The sequence below is a fragment of the Polyangium jinanense genome (assembly GCF_028435365.1).
On the sequence record NZ_JAGTJJ010000007.1, the window covers coordinates 117,629 to 139,257 of the forward strand.

Below are 21,629 nucleotides of genomic sequence, written 5' to 3' on the forward strand. Positions count from 1 at the left end.
AGAGTCGAGCAATGAAAGAGAACGAGATGGACGTCCCGGAGGGGGCGATCGCGATCATTGGCATGGCGGGCCGCTTTCCCGGCGCGCCGGACCTCGACCGGTTCTGGCAGAACCTGCGCGACGGCGTACGGGGCATATCGTTCGTGGCGGAGGACATGCGTCCGTCCTTCGCGAGCTCCCCGAACTACGTGCCGGCCGGGGGGTACCTCGAGGACGTGGACCTCTTCGACGCGTCCTTCTTCGAGATCAGCCGCCGCGAGGCGGAGCTCTTGGATCCCCAGCGCCGTATCTTCCTCGAATGCGCCTGGGAGGCGCTCGAGAATGCCGGCATCGATCCGTTCGTCCACGAGGGGGCCATCGGCGTCTATGCAGGCGCGAGCCCCAGCTCGTATCTCTCGCTCCAGATCGATCCGAATCATTTCGCGAGGGATTTCGAGCTCCTCATCTCGAACGACAAGGATTACGTTCCATCCTACGTCGGCTACAAGCTGAACCTGCGTGGTCCCTGCGTCGCCATCCAGACGGCGTGCTCGACGTCGCTCGTGGCGGTGCACGTGGCCTGCGCCAGCCTGCTCGCGCGTGAATGCGACGTCGCGCTGGCCGGTGGCGTGACCGTGCGGCTCCCTCAAGGCCTGGGTTATAACTACGAAGAGGGCTTCATCCTGTCGCCCGACGGCCATTGCAGGACCTTCGACGCGAATGGCAAGGGGACGCTCACCGGCAACGGGGCAGGCGTCGTCGTGCTGAAGCGTCTCGAGGACGCGATCGCGGACGGGGATCACATCCGCGCCGTCATCCGCGGCAGCGCGATCAACAATGACGGCTCCTCGAAGGTCGGTTTCACGGCGCCCAGCGTGGTCGGTCAGGTGCAAGTGATCGCCGAGGCGCTCGCCGTCGCGGACGTGGATCCGAGCACGATCCAGTACATCGAGGCCCACGGTACCGCGACGTCCCTCGGCGACGCGATCGAAGTGGCGGCGCTGAAGCAGGCATTCAGCGATGCGGCCAAGCATACGATCGCGCTCGGCGCGCTCAAGGCGAGCGTGGGCCATACCGAATCGGCGGCGGGCGTCGGTGGGCTGATCAAGACCGTCCTCGCGATGGAGCACGGTCGGATCCCGGCACACCCGGATTTCGAGGTGCCAAACCCCGAGCTCGGGCTCGAGGATAGCCCATTTTATGTCCGTCGAGAAGCGCACGAATGGATCGCGGACGATGGGCCGCGTCGCGCGGGGGTGAGCTCGTTCGGCATTGGCGGCACGAATGCCCATGTCGTCCTGGAAGAGGCACCTGCGACCCCGGAAATGGCAGAGGCGCCCGAGGCCAAGGTCGTGCTCTTGCCGCTTTCGGCGAAGAGCCCGGCCGCACTCGAGGCCATGGCTCGTTCGTACGCCACGTTTCTCGGCGATTCCGATGCGGATCTCCACGATATCGCGTTCACGGCGGGCGCGAGGCGTCGGCACCACCCGGTACGCCTCGCCGTTACGGGCGATTCGAAGGCGTCGCTCGCAGAGGCACTCGCGGCGTATGCACGGGGCGATGTGCCACCGTCCGTCGTCACGGGCGCGGCCGCCGCGTCGGCGCCCAAGGTGGTGTTCGTTTTCCCGGGGCAAGGGTCGCAATGGGTGGGGATGGGGCGGGCGTTATTGAAGGACGAACCCGCCTTCCGCGAGGCGCTTTCGGCATGCGATGCGGCCATCCGGCGTGAGGCCGGATTCTCGGTCCTCGCGGAGCTTGCGGCGGACGAAAGCGCATCGCGGCTCGGGGAGATCGACGTCGTCCAGCCCGTCCTGTTCGCGATCGAGGTCGCTCTCGCGGCGCTCTGGCGCTCGTTTGGCGTGGAGCCTTCGGCCGTCGTGGGGCACAGCATGGGCGAGGTCGCGGCGGCGTACGTCGCGGGGGCGCTGTCGCTCCCGGATGCTGCCAGGATCATTTGCCGGCGCAGCAAGCTCCTGCGGAAGGTGAGCGGCCAGGGAGCCATGGCTCTCGTGGAGCTGCCGATGGCCGAGGCGGAGCAGGCTTTGGCGGCGCACGCGGGACGGCTCAGCGTGGCGGTGAGCAATGGTCCACGCTCCACCGTCATCGCGGGTGACCCTGCGGCGCTCGAGGAAGTCCTCGCGGAGCTGTCGGCCAGGCAGGTTTTCTGCCGGCGGGTCAAGGTGGACGTGGCGTCGCACAGCCCGCAGATGGATCCCTTGCGCCCCGAATTGCTGCGCGCGCTCGGAGGGCTGCGGCCGAAAGACGCGGCGATCCCGATGCGCTCGACCGTGACCGGCGCGTCTCTCTCGGGCAACGAGCTCAACGCGGCCTACTGGGTCGACAACCTACGCAAGCCCGTGAGGTTTTCCGACGTCACGCAATCTCTGATTGCCGAGGGACACACGGTGTTCCTCGAAATGAGCCCGCACCCGATCCTGCTACCCGCGGTCGAGGAGAACCTGAGCGAGCGCGGTGCGCGCGGCGCCGCGATTGCGTCGCTGCGACGTCACGCAGACGAACGCGCGAGCCTCCTCGAGTCGCTCGGGAAGCTCTACGTGCAGGGGTATTCTATCGACTGGAAGCGCACGTCTTCCGGCGGTGGACGCGTCGTCACGTTGCCCGCGTATCCCTGGCAGCGGGAGCGCTTCTGGCGGGAGCCGGAGCAGTCTCGAGAATCCTCCGCGTCGACGACCGTCGCCTCGGCTCCGAGCCCGAAGGCCGCGATCCGCCCCATGCCTCGATTGCACGAGATGGTGTGGCAAGACGCACCCTTGCGGAGCGCGCGCGCCGGCGTGGGCTCATGGCTCCTCGTGCATGGGGGCGGAGGCGCGGTCCATAAGGTCGAGGCGCGCCTTCGGCAAGCGGGCATCACGTGCCAGACCGTCGACCTCTCGCGGGGGAGCGACGCGGTGGCATCGACGCTCGAACAAGCTCGCGGCCTCACGGGGGTGGTTTGTCTGTGGAATGCGCTGCCATTGGCGGACGGCGCCTCTCCGGCTGCGCAGGCCGAGAGCGCCTGCATCGAGGCGCTGCATTTCGTCCGGCGGCTTTGCCAGCGGATGGGCGAGATCCCCTCGCGTCTCCTCTGGGTGACGGAGGGCGCGAACGCCGTGTCCGTGGGCGATCACGTCTCGCCCCATCAAGCCGCCCTCTTCGGACTCGGTCGCGCGATCATGAAGGAGCGCCCCGAGCTCGGGTGCATTCTCGTCGACGTGGAGCCTTTGGCCGATGATATCGGCGAGCGAATCTACCTCGAGCTCGAAAGGAACGACGACGAGGATCAGGTCGCCTGGCGAAAAGGGGTTCGGCGTGCGGCTCGGCTTGCGCCGGCGCGGCCTGCGGATACGCACGCGGCTGCCGCGCGCATTGCGCCGGAGAGCACGGTGCTGGTCACGGGCGGCCTGGGAGCGCTCGGGCTGCGGGTAGCGCAATGGCTCTGGGACGAGCATCGGGTTTCTCATCTCGTGCTCGTGGGTCGGAGTGAGCCCACCGGGGACAAACTCGAAGCCATCGAGGCCTTGCGTGCGTCCGGCGCGCGGGTGACGGTGGCGCGCGCGGACGTCGCGGACGCGACGCACGTCGATGCGCTCCTGCGCCTCGTTCCGCCCGAGCTCCCGCTACGGGGCGTCATTCATTCCGCGGCCGTGTTGGAGGATGGCCTCATCGAGAACCAGGACGATGGGCGATTCCGACGGGTGCTCGCGCCGAAGATGCGGGGCGCGTGGAATTTGCACGAAGCGACGCGTGATCTCGCGCTGGATTTCTTCGTCCTTTTCTCTTCGGCAGGATCGATCCTCGGCGGCAGCGGACAGACGAATTATTGCGCCGCCAATGCATTTTTGGATGGCCTCGCGCACGCGCGCAAGGCCGCGGGGCGCCCGGCGATATCCTTGAACTGGGGTCCCTTCGAGGAGATCGGGCTCGCTGCCGCCCTCGGCGCCCAGCAGAAGACGCGCTTCCAGCGCGAAGGCCTGGGGATGCTGACGCCCCGCGACGGGCTCGCGCTGCTCGGACAGGCGCTCGGCCGAAGCGAGGCGCAGCTCGGCGCGCTCTCGATCGATCTGGACGGGCTCACCCAAGGTTTGGCTGGACGAGCGCTGCCGCCGCTCTTCCGTGCCTTCGCCGCGCCCAGCCCCGCGCGGAGCGAGAAGCAATCCGACGAGGGCTTTCGAGCGCGGCTCGCGGGGCTTTCCCCGGAGGCGCGCCGCGCAGAGGTGGAGGCCGCGGTGCGGGCCGACGTGGCGCGTGTCCTCTCGCTCGGTTCCGCCGAGAAGGTGCCGCTCGATCGTCCCCTCCGCGAGCTCGGGCTCGATTCGTTGATGGCGCTCGAGCTGCGCAACAGGCTCGCGGCGCGCGTCGAGGCGAGGCTATCGGCCACGATCGTATTCGATCATCCCACGGTGCAGGCATTGTCTCGTTTCCTGCTGACCGAGGTGATGAAGCTCGGGGAGGAGGTCGCCCCGGCTCGCGCGGCGACCCCTATCGTCGCGGAGGACGATCCGATTGCCATCGTCGGGATCGGTTGTCGCTTCCCGGGCGGCGTATCAGGGCCCGAGAGCTTCTGGGAGCTGCTCCAGCGAGGTGACGACGTCATCCGTGAGGTTCCGAGGGATCGATGGAACATCGACGATTACTACGATCCCGATCCCGACGCCCGCGGCAAGATGATGAGTCGCTGGGGCGGATTCATCGAGGGTGTCGATACCTTCGACCCGCTTTTCTTCGAGATTTCGCCTCGCGAAGCGGAAGGGATGGATCCGCAGGCGAGGCTCCTGCTCGAAGTGAGCTTCGAGGCGCTGGAGCGCGCGGGACGGACGCAGCCGGAGCTCATGGGGAGCGATACGGGCGTCTTCGTGGGCGTATCGCTGCACGATTACGAATGGATGGCACGGCAGGCCAACGAGCACCCCGAGACGTATGTCACGCTCGGCACGGCGCATAGCATGGCCGTCGCCCGGCTGTCGTACTGGCTGGGCCTCCGAGGGCCGAACATGCCCGTGGACACGGCGTGCTCGTCCTCGCTCGTCGCGATTCACCTCGCGTGCCAGGCGCTTCGTGCAGGTGAATGCTCGCTCGCGCTGGCCGGCGGTGTCAACCTGATGCTGACGCCCGACCATTCGATCGCCCTCAGCAGGACGCGGGCGATGTCGCCGACGGGTCGATGCAGGAGTTTCTCGGCCGACGCGGACGGGTTTGTCCGGAGCGATGGCTGCGGCGTCCTCGTGCTCGAGCGTCTCTCGGATGCGATTCGTCGTGGCGATCGCGTGCTCGCCGTGATTCGCGGAACGGCGATCAACCAGGATGGCCGGAGCAATGGTCCGACGGCGCCGAACGGACCGGCGCAGGAGGACGTGATCCGTCGCGCGCTCGCGCAGGCTGGGCTCGCGCCCGCTGCCGTCGATTATGTCGAGGCGCACGGCACGGGGACCCTGCTCGGGGATCCGATCGAGGTGCAGGCGCTCGGCCGGGTGCTCAGCGAGGGACGCGCGGAAGCCGAGCCAGTCATTCTCGGATCGGTCAAGTCGAACATCGGGCACACGGAGGCGGCCTCCGGCGTCGCCGGGCTCATCAAGGCCGTGCTTTCGCTCCAGCACGGAACGATCCCGCGCAGCATTCACTGCGACACGTTGAACCCCCACATTCCCTGGGAAAACCTGCCCGTGAAGGTCGCCACGGAAGTCACTTCGTGGCCCGCGCGTGGCGCGCGACGGATCGCAGGCGTCAGTGCGTTTGGTTTGAGCGGGACGAACGCGCATGCCGTGCTCGAGGAGGCGCCCCCGTCGCCGAAGAATGTCATCACCGCAGCGCCGGCGAAGGTACTCCTTCCCATTTCGTCGCACGACCCCGTGGCGCTCTCGTCCCTCGCAAGTGCATACGCCGATCACCTCACCGAGGACGGCGAGGGCGCGGCTGCTTCGCTTCACGACGTCGCATTCTCCGCGAGCACGCGGCGGGTACACCGTGAGCATCGTATCGCGGTCATTGGGGGCACGCGGGAGGACATCGCGGAGGGCTTGCGTGCGGCTGCCCGAGGGGAAACCAGCCCGAACGTCCACACAGGGCGCATTCGTGGCGATTCGATCGGCGGTCCGGTCTTCGTCTTCTCCGGGCAGGGCTCACAATGGGCCGGCATGGCGCGCGGGATGTTCGACGAGCAGCCCGTGTTCCGCGAGTCGATCCTGGCTTGTGATGCGCTCGTCCAGCGCCACGGGGGTTTTTCTCTCGTCGATGCGCTTTTCGCGCCGGAGGATACCTCGCGTATCCACGAGACCGAGGTGGCACAGCCGGCGATCTTCGCGGTCGAGGTCGCGCTCACCGCGCTGCTTCGCTCGTGGGGCGTCGTTCCGAGCGCCGTGATCGGTCACAGCGTCGGCGAGCTCGCGGCGGCCCACGTCTCCGGCGCGCTCGACCTCGAGGAGGCCGTGCGGATCGTTTGCCTGCGCGCCCGAATCATGCAACGCGCCACGGGGCTCGGGAAGATGCTCGCCGTCTCGATCGGCGCGGCGGACGGGCTCGTGCTCTTGCGAGGTCATGAGGATCGCGTGGGGATCGCGGCGATCAACGACCCGGGCTCGATCGTGCTCGCGGGGGACGAGGCGACGCTCACGGAGCTCATGCACGAGCTCACGGCGCGGTCCGTATCCTCACGGTGGCTGCGCGTCAATTACGCGTTTCATTCACCGCAGATGGGGCCGCTCGCCGACGATCTTCTCGCGACGCTCGGGGCCGTGAAGACGGTGCACGGCCCGCACATGATCGCCATGTACAGCACGGTCTCGGGCGAGCGCGTGGAGGGGGGCACGCTCGACGCCGCCTACTGGGCGGCAAACGTCCGATCGACGGTGAGCTTCGTGCGGGCCCTGGAGTCTGCGGCGGCCGCGGGCCATTGCAGTTTCGTGGAAGTCGGGCCCCATCCGGTGCTGACGCAGAATATCGAGCAGTTCCTCTCCGCTCGCAACATCGAAGGTCGGGTCGTTCCGACGTTGCGGCGCGGAAAGGACGCGAACGAGTGCCTGCTCTCGACGGTCGCGTCTCTGTATGTTGGCGGCGACGTGAACGATCTCGGACGATTGTATCCCCATGGTGGATCGCTTTCGGAGCTGCCGAGCTATCGATGGAATCGGAAGCGATACTGGATCGACCGAGGGCAAACGCAACTGGGCAGGCGCGGCGCGCGTTCGACCGGGCATCCGCTCCTCGGCGCTCAGGTTCACGCGGCACAAGCAAACGCCGTTTTCGAGGCCGTGCTCGCGATCGAGACGACGCCCTACTTGTCGGACCACAGGGTCTTCGGCCGTCCCGTCGTTCCCGGGACGGCGCTGCTCGAGCTGGCTCGCGCCGCGGCGGAGGTGGTGCTGGGGGAAGGCGCGTATCTGCGTGTCGAGGGCCTGACGATCCAGTCGCCTCTCGTATTGCCCGAGCAAGGCGCGGTGCGGGTGCAGGTGTCGATCTCGGACGCAGAGGGCGAAGCGGGGGCGGTCGCCATCCATGGTCAGTCCCTGTCGGCGCAGCCCGGCGAAGCGTGGACCGAGCACGCGAGCGGGCGCTTCACCAGGATAGCCCCTCCCGAGGCGCCGAGGCATTCGGCGTTGTCGGCCATTCGCTCGCGCTGCATGATTCCCGTCGACACGGTTCGGCTCTACGAAAGCTTCAGCGCGCGAGGGGTCGACTACGGCCCCGCCTTCCGGGGGATTCGAGAGATCCATCGCGGCGAGGGAGAATCGCTCGCGCTCCTGGAGCTGCCGGAGAGCGCAGGTGACGTGGGGGAGAGCCATGCTTGTCACCCGGCATTGCTGGACGCCGCACTCCAGACGATCGGAGCGGCGTTCTCCTTGTCGGACGACAGCGCGTACCTGCCCTTCGAGCTGGGTACGTTTTCTTTGTGGAAGCGCGTCCCGGCGTCGGTCTTCGTGCACGCCACGGCGAGAACGCCCGAAACATCCCGCGGCGAGGTGCTGACCGGGGATGTCGTGCTGCTCGACGCGGGAGGGGAGCACGTTCTTTCGATCGAGAGCATCAGCTTCAAGCGCGCTGACGCCGCGGCCATGCCAGCCCCGAAGCGTCACACGCGAGAGGAATGGCTCTACGAACTGACCTGGCCGGAAAAACCACTGCCGTCGAGCTCGGAGCGCCCGGCGAGCGAGGCGCAGGCTGGCGAGTGGCTGCTGGTCGGGGCCGATAGCACGCTCGCGCGCGGGCTCGCGGAGCGCTTGCAGGCCGCGGGCGCGTCATCGCGATTCGTGGACATCGGTGCGAGAGACGCGTTCGGGGCTGCGATCGAGGGTGCGCTCGAATCGAGACCGTCCAACGTCGTGTTCCTGTGGGATTCGCAGGAAGGTGCCCCCGGATCGCTCTCGCCGTCGGAGCGGTCCGAAGACGCAAGCATTGCCCTGTTGAGCCTCGTGCAGTCGCTTCTCGGAGCTGACGGCGCGACGCCGCGCTTGACGCTGGTCACGGTGGGCGCGCATGCGGCGGCGCCATTCGAGTCCGTGGATATGGTCGCGACATCGCTCTGGGGCCTCGGTCGCACCATCATGGAGGAGCGTCCGGAGCTCGGCTGCCGGCTCGTCGACCTCGATCCCCATGGCCGCGATTCGCTCTCCGCGTTGTGGGCGGAGCTCGCGGCGAGCGACGGCGAGACGCAGGTGCTGTGGCGCGGCGCGACACGTCATGTGGCGCGTCTCTCGCGCGTTGCGGATCGGAAGCGATTCGAGATCCCGGATGCGCCGTCGTATCGCCTGGAGATCGCCCAAAAGGGCATGCTCGATCGACTGCACCTCGTGCCTGCCGAGCGGAGCGCGCCCGCGCCGGGTGAAATCGAGATCGAGGTGAAGGCCACCGGGCTGAATTTCCGCGACGTGATCCGGGCGCTCGGAATGGATCCGGCCGAGGGCGTCGAGATGGGCGGCGAGTGCGCCGGGATCGTCTCGGCCGTCGGCGAGGGCGTGACGGGTTTCTCGGTGGGCGACCCCGTGATGGCCATCGTGCGGGGCGCGTTCCGGCGATATACGACCGTGGACGCGCGCTTCGCGCATGCGCCGCCGGCGGGGTTGTCCCTCGAGCAGTCCGCGGCGATTCCGATCGTGTTCTTGACGGCGTGGTATGGCCTGCGCGAGCTCGGTCGCCTCGAGGCCGGCCAGAGCGTTCTCATCCATGCGGCGGCGGGCGGCGTCGGCATGGCGGCGGTGCAGATCGCGCAATGGATCGGCGCGCGGGTCTTCGCGACCGCGAGCCCGTCGAAATGGGATGTCGTGCGCGCGATGGGCGTCGAGCACGTGGAGAGCTCGCGCTCCCTCGCTTTCGCGGACGCGTTCCGGGCGGTGAGTGACGGGTTCGACGTCGTGCTCGATTCCCTCGCCGGCGCGTTCGTGGATGCGGGGCTCTCGCTGACGCGGTCCGGCGGGCGATTCCTCGAAATGGGCAAGACGGACATCCGATCGGCGGAGGACGTGGCTCGACGTCACCCTGGCGTCGAGTACCGCGCCTTCGACCTCTTCGAGGCAGGCCCGGATCGGATCCAGGAGATGTTCCGGCTCGTGGTCGACGGGTTTGTCCGAGGGCACCTCCGCCCCCTGCCGGTGCGCGTTTTTCCGATTGAACAGGCGGAATCGGCGTTCCGGTTCATGGCGCAGGCGCGTCACATTGGCAAGATCGTCGTATTGCCCGCGCCGAGGCGCGATGCCATCGCTCCGGGCGGAGCCGTGCTCATCAGCGGCGGCCTGGGAGCTCTTGGCCTCGCTGTGGCACGATGGTTGTGGGAGGAGCATCACGTCTCGCACCTCGTGCTGCTCGGCCGGAGCGCTCCTTCTGGCGAGCGATTGCAAGCCGTGGAGGCGCTGCGTGCCGCAGGTGCACGTGTGACGGTGGCGCAGGCCGACGTGGCGGACATCGAGGCGCTACGGCGTGTCCTCGATGAAATGCCCCCGGAGCTCCCCCTGCGGGGCGTGATTCACGCGGCGGGCGAGGTCCACGACGCCGTGATCGCCCGACAAACCCCCGCGTCGTTCGGGCAGGTGTTCCGGGCCAAGGTGCGCGGTGCGTGGAACCTCCACGAGGTGACACGAGGCATGGGCCTCGATTTCTTCGTGCTGTTCTCCTCGGGCGCTTCGCTCATCGGCTCTGCGGGGCAAGGCAACTATGCCGCTGCGAATGCGTTCCTGGACGGGCTCGCGCATGCGCGGCGCGCCGAGGGGCTCGCGGCCCAGAGCTTGAACTGGGGCCCCTGGAGCGGAGGAGGGATGGCCGACGCGCTGGGGGACATCCAGCGGGCGCGCTACCGGCGGCTCGGCGTCGGGGCGATCTCCCCGTCCGAGGGCGTTGCGCTCCTCGGCGAGGCGCTCTCGATGGCGGCTCCGCAGCTCGGTATCCTGCCTCTCGACCTGCGCGCGCTCGGAGAATCGCTGGGGCGTGAGATTCCCGCTCTCTGGCGATTGCTCGTGAAGGCGAGGTCGAGCCAGCCTTCGCCTCGAGCACTCGAGGGATGGGCGCAGAAGCTTTCGCTCCTTTCCGCGGAGGCGCGCACGTCGGAAGTGGAGGCAATGGTGCGTCGCGAGGCGGCTCGCGTGCTCTCGCTCGCGTCCGAGGACGAGATTGTCGACAACCGGCCGCTCCAGGAGCTCGGGCTCGATTCTCTGATGGCAGTCGAGCTGCGAAATGCGCTCGCGAAGCGCGTTGGTCAGGCCCTCCCGGCGACGCTCCTGTTCGATCATCCCACCGTTCGCGAGCTCGGTCGGTACTTGCTCGACAAGAAGCTCGCCATCGCAGCGCCCGCCTCGGCGGTCGTGGCCGCGCCGCGCCCCCGTGATGCCGCCGATTCCATCGCGATTGTAGGAATGAGCTGCCGGTTCCCGGGCGCGCCTGATCCCGAGGCATTCTGGCAATTGCTCGTGGACGAGGTCGATGCGATTCGGACCGTGCCCGGCTCGCGCTGGGACGTCGATGCTCTTTATGATCCGGACCCCGACGCCGCAGGGAAGATGACGACGCGTTGGGGCGGATTTCTCGACGATATCGATCGATTCGATCCCCTGTTCTTCGGGATCTCGCCCCGCGAGGCCGCGAGCATCGATCCCCAGCAGCGGCTCCTTCTGGAAACGACGTGGGAGGCCTTGGAAAGCGCTGGGATCGTTCCCGACGATCTGTGGGGAAGCTCGACAGGTGTTTATGTCGGGATCTGCGGTAACGACTACCAGGCGATGACCCTGGCCCAAGGCGCGGAGCGGCTCGACGCGTATTCGCTGCTCGGATCGGCGCACAGCGCCAGCGTGGGTCGCTTGTCGTATTGGCTCGGGCTCAAGGGGCCGAACCTCGCCGTGGATACGGCGTGCTCGTCCGCGCTCGTGGCCGTGCACCTCGCTTGCCAGGCGCTCCGCGTCGGCGAATGCACGCTCGCCGTAGCGGGTGGCGTCAATCTGATGCTGAACCCCGATGTCACGGTCTACTTCAGTCGCTTGCGAGCCATGTCGCCGACGGGTCGATGCCACGCGTTCTCGGCGGACGCCGATGGGTATGTCCGCTCCGAGGGTTGTGGCGTGGTCGTGCTGAAGCGGCTCGGCGACGCGCTGCGGGACGGCGATTCCATCCTCGCGGTGATACGTGGCTCGTCGATCAACCAGGATGGTCGGAGCCAGGGGCTGACGGCGCCCAATGGTCCGTCGCAGGAGGCGGTGATCACGCAGGCCCTCGCGCAGGCGAACGTCAGCCCGTCCTCCGTGCAATATGTCGAGGCCCATGGCACGGGCACGCCGCTCGGTGATCCCATCGAGGTGCAGGCGCTCGGCGCTGTGCTGGCCGAGGGGCGGACGTCTTCCGATCCGGTGATCGTCGGGTCGGTCAAATCGAATATCGGGCACACGGAGGGGGCTGCCGGCGTCGCCAGCATGATCAAGGTCGTGCTGTCGCTCCAGCACCAGAGTATCCCGCGGTCGTTGCATTTCACGGCGCCGAACCCGCACATTCCCTGGTCCGAGCTGCCGCTCAAGGTCGCGTCGGAAGCGACGCCGTGGAAGCCCAATGGAAGGCCACGGATCGCCGGCGTGAGCTCGTTCGGGTTCAGTGGAACGAACGCACACGTCGTGATCGAGGAGGCCCCCCGACGCGAGGCTCTCCCTGCGTCGCGCGACGACGCGCCGGCGTATCTTCTCACGCTATCGGCCAAGAGCCCTGCGTCCCTCGCCATGGCGGCGCGCGACCACGCCGAGTACTTGTCGCAAACGGACGCGCCGCTCGCGGATATCGTTTACACTGCGTCCGCGCGGCGCGCTCATCACGAGCACAGGCTCTCGGCCGCCGGCAGGACGAAGGCCGAGCTCTCCGAGCTCCTGCATGCATTCGTGCGTGGGGAGGCTCCCTCCAGCGTCTCGCTGGGGCGTGCCCCGAGCACCGCGTCGAAGGTCGTCTTCGTGTTCTCCGGGCAGGGTTCGCAGTGGTCCGGCATGGCCATGGGCTTGCTGCAGCAATCGGCTGCATTCCGCCGGGCGCTCGAGGAGTGCGACGCGGCTCTCCGTCCGCATACGGGCTTCTCGGTGATCGACGAACTCTCCTCGCCTCCCGAGCGTTCACGCCTCGATCAGACGTTCGTGGCGCAACCTGTGCTCTTCGCGTACGAGGTCGCCCTCGCTGCGCTCTATTCGAGCCTGGGCGTCACGCCAGATCTGGTCATTGGCCACAGCGTCGGCGAGATCGTTGCCGCGCACGTCGCGGGAATCCTGGATCTCGGGGCGGCCGCACGTCTGGTTGCCATTCGAGGTTCGATCATGCAGCGGGCCACCGATCGAGGTCGAATGGTCGCGGTCTCGCTCTCTGAGGCAGACGCTCGCGCGGCGCTCGCCGGTCATGAAGATCGGGTCGGGATCGCGGCCGTCAACGATCCGGAGCAGGTGGTCCTCTCCGGAGATGCGGCGCTCCTCGAGCAGATCGTCGCGTCGCTCTCGGCGCGCGCGGTGAAATGCCGTGATTTGCGGGTGAAATACGCGTTCCATAGCCCGCTCATGGCCGACCTCGAGGTCGAGCTGGAAGAGGCGCTCGGCGCCCTGTCCTGCCGCAAAGCAGCGATCGGGATGATCAGCACCGTGACGGGCGCCGCGGTGGACTGGGAGGAGCTCACTGCCGCCTACTGGCGCAGGAACATGCGACAGACGGTCCGGTTTGCCGAAGCCATATCGGCTGCGTCGGCGGGAGGGCACGACCTCTTCCTGGAGGTGGGCGCTCACCCCGTCCTGTCGTCGAACGTGGCGCGCTGCCTGGCGGAGAATACGAAGGCCCAACCGATCGCGGCCGTGCGCAAGGATGATGAGCATTTGCGGCACGTGCTCTCGGCGGTGGGCGCGCTCCATGCAGCGGGAGCCCATGTCGACTGGAAGCGGATGTATGCGCAGGGCGGACGGCTCGTCGCATTGCCCAAGTACCCCTGGCAGCGGGAGAGGTACTGGATCGACACCGCAGCCGATGCTCATGCGCTCACGCGAATCGATGCGGCTCGAACCGGCCATCCATGGCTCGGCGCGCAGCTGTCCCTCGCGGGCGAGCAAACCGTGTTTCAGGGCGAGGTGAGCCTCTCCGCCGCACCGTATCTCGGAGATCACAGGGTCCTCGGCGAGGTTCTGCTTCCCGGTACCGCGCTCGTCGAGCTCGCGCGCGCGGCGGCTGCGCAGCATTTCCGAACGCAGCGCGTCCGGATCACGGATCTCGTCCTGGAGGCACCGATGCTCCTCGCGTCGAGCAAGGCTCGACCGATGCAGGTCACATTGGCGGAACGTGCGGGGCTCCTCGAGGCGACCATCCATAGCCGAGCGAGCGCCTCCGCGCAGTCCGGCGCATGGACGACGCACGCGAAGGGAGTCGCACGCCCGCTCGACGAGGCTGCAGAAGTGCCTTTCGTGGATCTGGACGCCGTGCGTGCTCGTTGCCGCGAGGTCATTGCGCCGGAGGAAGCTTATGAGGCCCTCGCGCAGGTAGGCCTCGCGTATGGCCCGGCGTTCCGTGCCATGAGGGAGCTTCACCGAGGTCCTCGGGAGGCATTGTCGCACGTCGTTCTCGACGCGGCGATGGTGCCCCCCGGAGACGCGTATGGTTTGCATCCCGTCTTGCTCGACGCGGCTCTCCATACTCTGTTCGGCTTACTCGAGATCTCCGCCGTCGACACGCACGTGCCGTTCGCGTTCGGAGAAATCGACGTGTTCGGGACCGGGGCGACGGAGGCCTACGTACACGTCCAGGCGACACGTGGTCCCGAGACGAGCGGCGCGAGCCTGGAAGCCACGGTGACGCTGATGGGCCGCGAAGGTCGCGTATTCGCTGTCCTCTCGCGCCTGAGGCTGCGGCGGGTGACGCACGCTGCGCTGCAGGCAGCCATCGGGGAGCAATCGCCCGAAGACAGCATGTTCGTCGTGCGCTGGTCCCCTCGGCCCATCCAGCCATCCGCAAAAGAGATCGCGGGGACGTGGCTCGCGATCGGGCAAAACGCATCGGTCGTCGACGAGATTGCTTCACGCATTCGTGCGTCGGGGGCGAACTGCCTCGCCAGGACCGTGGACGAGTTCACCCGCGGCAATGGCGACGCACGTGATGCCTCGATCAACGTGCCGATCGACGGCGTCGTGTGCTCCTGGGGAGGGGCTTCGGCGCGAGATGACGGGAGGTCCGCGGCGGAGCGGGCGCAGAGCAATACGATCGACGCGCTGCATGTTTTGCAGACGCTCCTGCGACGCGAGCAGATGCCGCGACGCCTGATCTGGGTGACGGAGAGGGCGCAGTCGACCGCAGCCGGTGACCCCATTTCGATCGTGCAGGCGCCGCTCTGGGGCCTCGTCCGCGTATTCGCAAAGGAGTATCCGGACGTTCATTGCACGCTCGTCGACCTGGAGGAGGCGACCGTCGGCGAGGTCGACGCGATGCTGGGAGAGATTCACAGCACCGATCGCGAATCGGAGGTCGCATATCGAGGAGGTCAGCGTTTCGCCGCGCGGATCGTCCGTGCGCAGGCAACGCACGGGCAAGGCAGCGCCGAGATCGGCTGGAAGGAGGGGACCATTCTCATCACCGGCGGTCTCGGAGCGCTGGGGCTCTGGGTCGCTCGCTGGGCGTGGGAGGCGCACGGAGCCGCGCACCTCCTGCTCGTGGGTCGGAGTGAACCGACGGCCGCACAGCTGGAGGAAATCGAGCGTCTTCGTGCCGAGGGCGCGCATGTCACGGTCATGCGCGCGGATGTCTCAGAGGGGCCCTCCGTTCAGGCGCTCGTCGATTCCATCCCCGCGGCGTGGCCGCTGCGAGGCATCGTGCATGCTGCGGGCGTGCTCGACGACGCGCCGATCCTCGACCAGACCGCTGCGCGTCTAGAGAAGGTCATGGCGCCGAAGGTCCTCGGCGCCTGGAACCTGCACGAGGCAACCCGGGGCCACAAGCTCGATTTCTTCGTGTCGTTCTCGTCCGCGACGTCGCTCTTTGGCACGCCGGGGCAGGGAAACTATGCGGCAGCCAACGCGTTCGTCGACGCGCTCGCGCACCACCGTCGTGCCGAGGGGCTCTCCACCCAAGCGTATCACTGGGGTCCGTTTGCCGATCGCGGCATGGCGGCGAACCTGCCCGAAGCGCAAAAAACACGGCTCGCGCGCATGGGCATACGAATGCTGGAATCGAAACGGGGGCTCGCGCTGTTCGGGCGCGCGCTCGCACACCCCGAGGCGGAGCTCCTGTTGATGCCGATCGATGTCACGGCGCTGGGGGCGTACTGGGGCGCCGAGCCGGAGAAGCCCTGGAGCGACTTGCTCGCGACGGCCGTGGGGCAGGCGCCGCGGCGCAACGGGCCTCTGCCGGTCGAGCGGACTTCGGCGCTCGATTCGACGGTCCCCGCCCAGGAGGATATCGAGGCGATGGTGCGCGCAGCCGTCGCGAGAGTCATGTCGCTGGAACAGGCATCCATTGCCGTCGATCGACCCCTCCAGGAGTTCGGGCTCAACTCGCTCATGGCCGTGGAGCTGCGAAACGCGCTGTCGAAGCGGATCGGCAAGCCATTGCCTGCGACGCTCGTCTTCGATTACCCGACTGTGGGCGCGCTCGCGCGTTATTTGCTAGAAATGACGCGTGCCCCGGCTGCTCGGGTCGTGGCGGCGCCGCCGAAAGCCACCGCACGACCTGAGGAACCCATTGCCATCATCGGGTTCGGTTGCAGGTACCCTGGCGGTGTCCACGACGGCGAAACGTTCTGGCGATTGCTGTCCGATGGCGTCGATGCGATCGGCGAGGTGCCGAAGGAGCGCTGGGACATCGACGAATATTTCGACCCCGATCCGTCCGTGCCCGGGAAGATCGTGACACGCATGGGTGGTTTCTTGCGGGAAATCGACCAGTTCGACCCGCAATTCTTCGGCATCTCGCCGCGAGAAGCGGAGCGGATGGATCCCCAGCAGCGATTGCTGCTCGAGACGAGCTTCGAGGCGCTCGAGAATGCAGGAATCGCCCCGGAGACGTTGATGGGGCGGGACGCAGGCGTATTCGTGGGGCTCATGTACCATGACTATGCAGGGATGACCGGCGGCGCGCCCGAGGAGCTCGACGGCTACATGGGGACCGGAAACGCCGGCAGCATCGCGTCCGGACGTCTCTCGTATTTGCTCGGCCTCCGCGGACCGAGCCTGACGCTCGATACGGCGTGCTCCTCCTCGCTCGTGGCCATTCACCTCGCGTGCCGCAGCCTCCGCTCCGGGGAATCCAGCATGGCGCTCGCGGGCGGCGTCGCCGTGATGTTGACGCCTTCGACCTTCATCGAATTCAGCCGCCTCGGAGGCCTCGCGCGGGACGGGCGCTGCAAGACCTTCTCCGCCTCCGCCGACGGCGTCGCGTGGAGCGAGGGCTGCGGAATGCTGGCGCTCAAACGATTGTCCGACGCGGAGCGCGACGGCGATCCGATCCTCGCGATCATTCGCGGGTCGGCGGTGAACCAGGACGGAAAGAGCCAAGGGCTGACGGCGCCGAATGGCCCCTCGCAGGAGCAAGTCATCCGGCGCGCCTTCGCCGACGCAGGCATCGACCCCGGCGCCGTGGATTACGTCGAGACGCACGGGACCGGCACGACCCTCGGAGATCCGATCGAGGCGAGCGCGCTCGGCGCCGTGCTCCGTGATGTCAGGACGCACGATGATCCGGTGATCATTGGCTCACTCAAGTCCAACATCGGGCACACGCAGTCGGCGGCTGGCGTGGGCGGCGTCATCAAGACGCTGCTCGCCATGCGCCACGGCGAGATCCCGAGGAGCCTGCACTTCTCGGCGCCGAGCCCGCACATCGCCTGGTCGGAGCTGCCATTGAAGGTGGCATCGGAGGCAATCCCCTGGAAGCCCGGCCGGAAGAAGCGGATTGCCGGCGTGAGCTCGTTCGGCTTCAGCGGCACCAACGCCCACGTCGTCCTGGAGGAAGCGCCGCCCCGCGTGGCTCCGCCGCCGTCGAGCAGCGCACCGCGGACCTATCTCCTGCCGCTGTCGGCGAAGAGCAGCGCGGCGCTCACGGCGACTGCGCGCATGTACAGCGATTACCTCGCAAGGGCCGAGGAGGACCTGGAAGCCATCGCGTACACCGCGAGCACGCGGCGCTCCCAGCACGAGCATCGGCTCGCCGTGGTGGGCGAGACGAAGCAGGAGATCGCTGCGATCCTCGGCGGCTTCGTTCGCGGCGAGAGCCCTGCGGGGCTCTGCCAGGGGCGCGCGAGCGCCACGCCGCCCAAGGTGGTCTTCGTTTTTCCGGGCCAGGGGTCGCAATGGCTGGGGATGGGGCGAGAGCTCCTCGAAAAGGAGCCCGCATTCCGCGAGGCCCTGTCGACCTGGGACGCGGCGATCCGGCATGAAGCGGGATTCTCCGTCATCGACGAGCTCCTGCGGGACGAGGCGACCTCGCGATTGGGTGAAATCGACGTGCTGCAGCCGGTGCTCGTCGCCGTCGAGGTCGCGCTCGCGTCTCTGTGGAGATCGTGGGGCATCGAGCCCGCCGCGGTCGTGGGTCATAGCATGGGCGAGGTCGCGGCGGCGTTCGTCGCGGGGATGCTTTCCCTCGAAGACGCGGCTGCGGTGATTTGCCGTCGGAGCCGACTCATGCGGAAGCTGAGCGGAACCGGCGCGATGGCTCTCGTGGAGCTCGCGCTCGACGACGTGGAGAACGCGCTCGAGGGCTTCGAGGACGCATTGAGCGTCGCAGCGAGCAACGGGCCGCGCTCGACGGTGATCTCCGGAGAGCAGGGGGCTCTCGCAGAGCTTTTGGCCAAGCTCGATCAGCGAGGCGTATTCCACCGCAAGGTCAAGGTCGACGTTGCGTCCCACAGCCCGCAGATGGATCAACTGCGGGACGATCTCCTGGCCCAGCTCGCGGGGGTCCGTCCGAGGGCGGGTCGTGTACCGATGTTGTCGACGGTCAGCCGCGCACACTTGCAGGGCGAGGAGCTCGTGGCTGCGTATTGGGCGGACAATCTGCGCAAGCCGGTGCTCTTCTCGCAGGTGGTCTCGCATTGGATCGCGGAGGGACACACGACGTTCCTCGAAATGAGCCCGCATCCGATCTTGCTCACCTCCGTCGAGGAGAATCTGCGCGCATCCAACACGAGCGGGCAGACCCTCGCGTCGCTGCGCCGTGGTCAAGACGAACGGAAGAGCCTGCTCGCGTCGCTCGGCGCGCTCCATACGCAAGGGTTGCCGATCGCATGGCGGCAATTCCATCCGGGAGAAGGACGCGTCGCAGCGCTTCCCACCTATCCGTGGCAGCACGCGCGATACTGGATGAAGGCGCCGGACGCGACACCGCGGCGGGGTCGGCAGAAGCCGGGGCACGAGCACGAGCTCTTGGGCAAAGGCAAGAGCATCGCTGGATTGCCCCGACTGCGCATCTTCGAGAGCTCGATGCGACTCGAGACGGCTCCCAGCTATCTCGAAGATCACCGTGTCGGCGACGATGTCGTCTTCCCGGCGGCTGGATACGTGGAAATGGTCTTCGCGGCGGCGCATGCGTCGTATGGGGAATCGCCCGTCTCCATCGAGGGACTCTCGATCGATCAAATGCTCGCGTTGCCGCCGGATACGGAGACGTCCCTGCAGGTCACGCTCGATCAGGAGAGCGGCGGAGCCTCCGTCCTTGTCGCGAGCCGCGTGGATGCCGACACCGATTGGCGAACCCACGCGACGGGGCGATTGGTCGTGACCGCGGCGCCGGACGAGGCGCCGCGCCTCGAGGAGCGGCCTGCTTCGCTTCGGGCCCGGCTCGACGGGACTTGCTCGTCGGAAGAGCATTACGAGTGGCTTGCCGGTGTTGGCCTTCCCTATGGGCCGGCCTTCCAGGGAGTCGTCGATATCGCGAGGGGCGAAGGCCTCGCGCTCGGCCGCGTGCGGCTGCCGGGTGACCTGTCGACCGGCGCATATCGGGTCCACCCGGCCCTGCTCGACGCCTGCCTCCAGGTATCCGCGGGGCTCTTCGATTCTCGGTCCACCGCGTCTACCGCATCGCGATCGCTTCATGTGCCCGTGGGGGCCTCGTCGATCCGGCTTCACGCGCGGCCGACGCGGGAGGTGTGGGTGCTGGCGCAACCGTCCGGGGAGCAAGATCCGGAGACGCGCGAACGCGTCGTCGATCTGCGAATCGTCGACGACGAGGGCCGCGTCTTGCTGGACATCCGCGCGCTCCGGCTTCGACCGCTCCATGTGCGCCACCGCGTGCGACACGAGAGTGACGAATGGATGCTCGACATCGCATGGCGTCGAGCGGAACCACCCGCGGACCCGGCGTTCTCTTCGAGTGGCACGTGGCTCGTCTTCGGGGATCGCGGGGGAATGGCCGCGCGGCTCGCCGAGGCGCTTGCTGCGAAGGGACAGCGCTGCGTGCGGGTCGTGTCGGGTGATCGCTTCGCCAAGATCGGCGAGGACATTTACAGCATCGATGTTTCGAGTCGAAACGATCACGAGAGTATTGTCGTGGACGTCCTCGGCGACGGAAAGGATTGTCGCGGCGTCCTGCACCTCTTCGGCCTCGACGCGGCGCCGTTCGAGCTCGCCACGCCGGAGAGCCTCGTCACCGACCTCGACCATGGGCCCACGAGCGTCGTCCATCTTGCTCGGGCGTTGCTGGCAATGGGGTATCGCGACATGCCGCGTCTCTGCCTCGTCACACGCGGCGCGCAAGGCGTGGGCGACGACCCGGCAGCCATCTCCGTGTCCCAGGCGCCGATCTGGGGCCTCGGGCGGACCCTCGCGCTCGAGCACGGCGAGCTGAAGTGCAAGATGATCGATCTCCCGGTCGAAGGAAGCGAGGACGAGGTCGCCCTCCTCCTTCGTGAGGCGGCGACGCACGATCAAGAGAATCAGGTCGCCCTGCGACGCGAGGGGCGATACGTGGCCCGGGTCGCGCGAGCCCAGCGAGATACCGCGGGGGCTTCACCCCTCGTCCTTACGAGCGAGGGCGATTATGTGATCACGGGCGGCCTCGGTGGGCTCGGTCTCTCGCTCGCGCAGTGGATGGTGGACAAGGGCGCGCGGCACATCGTCCTCGTGGGGCGGCGCGGCCCGGATGAGCGTGCTGCGGCGGCCATCGAAGCGATGAACAAGACGGGAGCGAACATCCGCACCGTCGCCGCCGACGTATCGCGGCGGGAAGATGTCGATCGATTGCTCGAGACGGTCGCGCGCGAGGGGCGACCGCTGAAGGGAATCGTCCATGCCGCGGCGGTGCTCGACGATCACACGATCCTCGAGCTCTCGAGCGAAAACTTCCGCCGCGTTTTCGGCCCCAAGGCGCTCGGTGCATTCCACTTGCACCACGCGACGAAGCACACGCCGCTGGATTTCTTCATCCTGTACTCGTCTGCGGCGTCGCTCTTCGGCTCGCCGGGGCAGGGGAACTATACCGCGGCCAATGCGTTCCTCGACGCGCTCGCCCACCACAGGATGCGAAATGGCCTCACGGCGCTCGACATCCAGTGGGGCGCTTTCGCGGAAGTCGGGCTGGCCGCGGCAGAAGGCATCCGAGGGGCTCGCCTCTCGGCGCGCGGCTCGCAGAGCCTCACGATCGCAGAGGGTTTCACGGCGCTCGAGAGGCTCTTCGAGCGCCCGTCGGGTGTCATCGGCGTGGTGAAATTCGATATCCGGCAATGGCTCGAGTTCTACCCGCGGGCCGCGGGGATGCCTTTCTTCGACGCCTTGCGCGACGAGCAGGGTAAGGAGCCGGGGCCGCGGATCGCCGCGGGGGCGCTGCGCAAGCGCCTGCAGGAGGCTGCCGCGGCCGAGAGGGCTTCACTCCTCGTCGAGTATCTACGGAGCGAGCTGTCGAGCGTGCTTCGTGTCGACGCGTCCGCCGTCGATCCTGCGGCGCCGATGCAATCGATGGGCGTCGATTCGCTCACGAGCCTCGAGCTCCGGAACCGCATCGAGGCGGGCCTCGAGGTGCGGCTCTCCGCGACGATCTTCTTCACGTACCCGACCGCGCTCGCGCTCGCGGAGCACCTGCTCGGCGCAGCTCTCGGCCCGGCCGAGGTGGCGCCGGCGGGCGCAGGAGCGTCGGCGCCGTCCGACGAACCGGCGCACGTGGAGCGAGCGAGCATAGGACGGTTGACTGAGCAGGAAACGGAAGCGGCGATCGAGGCGGAACTCGCTGCGCTCGAGGACGACGATCTATGAGCACCGATC

At 67.7% G+C, this 21,629-nt stretch carries 1 protein-coding gene; it reads left to right on the plus strand.

Features of this window, described 5'->3' with window-relative positions:
- Positions 1 to 11 precede the first annotated feature (11 nt).
- Positions 12 to 21,620, plus strand: a complete 21,609-nt coding sequence (locus KEG57_RS17020) for a type I polyketide synthase (RefSeq protein WP_272420628.1) — start codon at positions 12 to 14, stop codon at positions 21,618 to 21,620.
- Positions 21,621 to 21,629: the final 9 nt, after the last annotated feature.

What these genes read in the sequence shown, in the direction of transcription:
- KEG57_RS17020 (WP_272420628.1), top strand. Translation starts at nt 12, where the DNA reads ATGAAAGAGAACGAGATGGACGTCCCGGAGGGGGCGATCGCGATCATT.